Genomic DNA, 3,022 nt, shown 5'->3' with positions numbered 1-3,022 from the left:
TGCATCGAGCAGGCGGCGAGCGCGGCACCATCGGCGCCTTCAAGGAACAGCTCAACCGCCTCGCCGCCTGCTCGATGCAGATCGGCCTGTGGGACGGGGAGGGGCAGGCCTCAACCCTCAACGTGCCCCCGTTCCGCCAACTCGAACTCTGGCGGCGCGGCGATGACGGCTTGGTCTGGCAACGGACGGTCTCGTTCCACCAGGATTTCTACGACAGCCTGATCCAGCACGCCCTGCCGGTCGATATCCGCGCGGCGCGGGCCTTCTCCGGCTCGGCGCGCAAGCTCGACCTGCTGTTCTGGACCGGCTACCGCCTGCGCGCCTTGCAGCGGCCCCTGCGGCTCACCTGGGACAACCTGCACCGCCAGTTCGGGGCGGAGAATGCCAGCCTGCGCAGCTTCCGCCAGGCCTTCAAGGCGGATCTCGCCGGCCTGCTGGAGGTGTTTCCGCGGCTGCGGATCGATCTCGACGAGGGCGGCATGCTGCTCCATCCCGCCGATCCCGGCAGCCTGCTGGTGCCGCCCAAGGCGGCGCGCACCGCCCGCGCGGCGGCCCGCGCCTGATCCGGGGGGCGCGGCTCCTCAGCATGAGGGAATGGAATATTACACCGCGAGATTATTCCCTTGTGAAGCCGATCGCTTTGTACGGAATGTTTATTCCAAGGCGAAGCCGGGAGAGAGGTATTCCCTTTCACAGGCGGAATGTTCCGTCGCTCGGGCCAGCGCCTGCGCCTCATACCCAATCCGGTTGTTCCCTTCGGCAGGGCGGATGGGGCTTCGCTCGAACGCCGCGGGAGCTTGCCGATACGGAACCTGCTCCGATCAAGCGGAGGCCGTAGAGAAGGGGCGTTCGTACAGAATGGAAGAAAAGGAAGGAATAAGCTCGCTTTCCATTCCATTCTGTGGCACGGATCATTCCGATAGAATATCGCATTTCGGAAGAAGCGGTCGGAAGGCTCCCTCATGGTCCTGTCGGAAGCTGAAGCCCTGGCGCGCCTCGAGGAGCTGCGCCGGCAGCGCGACGCGATCGAACGGCAGATCGCCGATCTCCTGCTCTATCTCGAACTCGGCCGCCGCCTCGGCGGCCCGACCGGTCCTTCCGCCCCCCCGCCGGACAGGGCCGAACCCATGCCGGTGCCCCCTGCCTCCGTCCCCCCTCGGCCGGCGCCAGTCGACGCGACCGCCGCTCCGCCCGTGCCGGCCGGCGAGCGCGGCAGGTCGGCGCCGTCCATTGTCGAACCGGGGGAGCCGGAAGCCGGCCTGTCGGAGACGGTGCTGGCCCGCCGCTACGGCCGGGCGGTGATCGAGGCGTCCCTGGCCGTGCTGGAAGAGGCGGGCCGGCCGCTCCATGCCAGCGAGATCCTGGTGCGGCTGGTGGAGCAGGGATTTTCCCTGCCGGGCCAGGATCCGGTGGCGGCGCTCAACACGCGGCTGTGGAAGCGCTCCGGCCCGGGCGGTCCGCTGAAGCGCCTGGGCGAAGCCGTCTACGCGCCGGCCGATCCCGACGGGGGATAGAGCGCCCTTTCGCCGAAGCGGAGGCCGGTTCGGCGAAAGGGAGCGCGTCGAAACGGTGCCTCTGGCGGAACGGGCGGAAGGAGACCCGCCCGCGCCGCCGCCTCCCTCAGCGCGAAGCCGTGACCGCGCCGGCGGCCTCGGAAGCCCGGCGATTCTCGCGGGCTCCCGCCGCGGCGGGGGAATGGACGGCGGAGCCGGTCTGGACGAAGGCGCTGCCGTCGCGCCCCAGGGCTTCGCCATGGGCGAACAGGGCCTGCATGTAGGGCTGGTCGAAGGGCCGCTCCGAGGTCTTGGTGAAGCGCCCGTCGATCAGCGCCACCCGCAGGTCCAGGCCGGTACGGCCGGCATAGGCCTTGGTCAGGGCGAGCGCCGCGCGGGTCTGCGCCTTGATCGCCGCCGACATGGTCCGGCCGAGCACCGAGAGCGTGGTGCGGGAGGCCATCTGGAATTCCGGTTCGAGGCGGTTGTTGACCACGAGATAGACCCGGTCGGTCGGCAGGTGCAGCCGTGCCTCTCCCTCCAGAACCGCCGCCGGCGCGAGATAGAACGGGGCCATCGCCCCGCCGTCGTCGTGCAGCTCCTCGATGGCGCGGGTCTTGGGGCCGGCCTGGGCCTCCGCCGGGATCGCCACCGGCGGGAAGACGCCGGGCACCGCCGTGGAGGCGAGGACGATGGAGCGGAACAGGGCCAGCGCCCGGGGATCGCCGGTCGCGGCGTTCCGCGCGGCGATGGCGCCCATGTCCCACAGGTTCGGCCGCTCGCTGTCGATCTGAGTGGTGGCGACCAGCAGGCGGCGGCCCTTGGCATGCTCGGCCGCCACGGCCTTGAGCAGGGCGGGGGTCACCGCGCGCGCGATCCGATCCTTCAGCGGCCAGGTATCGGTGAGCGAATCCCGCGTGCCGCCGAACTCGAACACGTCGGCGGCCGAGATCCCGGTATAGTTCTGCTTCAGCGCCGCCTCGGCCTTCGCCCCGAGGGTCGGTGCCGCGAAGGCGAAGGGAGCGATCAGGGCCCCCGTCGAGACGCCGGTGACGACGCCGAAATCGGGCCGGTCGCCGCGCTCGGCCCAGCCCGCCAGCAGGCCGGCGGCGAAGGCGCCGTTCTCGCCCCCGCCCGAGAGCACCAGCCACGGGTCGGAGGCCCGCGCGGCCCCGTCGATCAGGGCCTGGAACGCGGTCACGTCGTCGCCGGCGATCCGCACCGAGGCCGGCAGGCCCTCGGGCCGGGCGGCCGCGATCTCGGCGGCGGTGTAGTCCGGCCGCTCCGTGGAGGGTGCCTTCGCCCGTTCCCCGGCCAGCGCCCCCTGCGACAGGCTGAGCGCGACGAGAAGCCCGGCCAGCGCCCGGCCGCTCACGGGGCCGGGCATGATCCGCACCCGCCGTCGCGCCAAATCTGCGGCCGCAACGCCGCCCGATCCGGCGCGGGGCGCGTTCGGTTTCGGAATCGGTTCTCTGAACAGTCTCGGCATCGACCCACGTCTCCCGACGGTGTCCGACAGCCCGCCTCGG

At 71.4% G+C, this 3,022-nt stretch carries 3 protein-coding genes; 2 read left to right on the top strand and 1 reads right to left on the bottom strand.

What is annotated here, in order from left to right; genetic code table 11:
- Both MZTS_RS24470 and MZTS_RS24465 read left to right on the top strand, forming a co-directional pair.
- Positions 1 to 563: replication protein RepA (locus MZTS_RS24470; RefSeq protein ID WP_246482271.1), on the top strand; the 563-nt coding region annotated here is incomplete at its 5' end.
- 399 nt (positions 564 to 962) lie between these two features.
- Positions 963 to 1,514, top strand: a complete 552-nt coding sequence (locus MZTS_RS24465) for a winged helix-turn-helix domain-containing protein (RefSeq protein ID WP_192285915.1) — start codon at positions 963 to 965, stop codon at positions 1,512 to 1,514.
- Between the two features lie 106 nt (positions 1,515 to 1,620).
- On the opposite strand, the gene MZTS_RS24460 is transcribed toward MZTS_RS24465, so the two are convergent.
- Positions 1,621 to 2,982: a patatin-like phospholipase family protein gene (locus MZTS_RS24460; RefSeq protein ID WP_192285913.1), complete on the bottom strand. Its 1,362-nt coding sequence runs from the start codon at positions 2,980 to 2,982 to the stop codon at positions 1,621 to 1,623.
- Positions 2,983 to 3,022 lie beyond the last annotated feature (40 nt).

The sequence above is a fragment of the Methylorubrum zatmanii genome, from assembly GCF_014845115.1.
GTDB classification, from domain to species: Bacteria; Pseudomonadota; Alphaproteobacteria; order Rhizobiales; family Beijerinckiaceae; genus Methylobacterium; species Methylobacterium zatmanii.
This window is presented reverse-complemented; position numbering and strand designations above follow the sequence as displayed.

Coding starts and splice junctions, on each gene's coding strand:
- MZTS_RS24460 (WP_192285913.1), bottom strand. CDS start 2,982: ATGCCGAGACTGTTCAGAGAACCGATTCCGAAACCGAACGCGCCCCGC.
- MZTS_RS24465 (WP_192285915.1), top strand. CDS start 963: ATGGTCCTGTCGGAAGCTGAAGCCCTGGCGCGCCTCGAGGAGCTGCGC.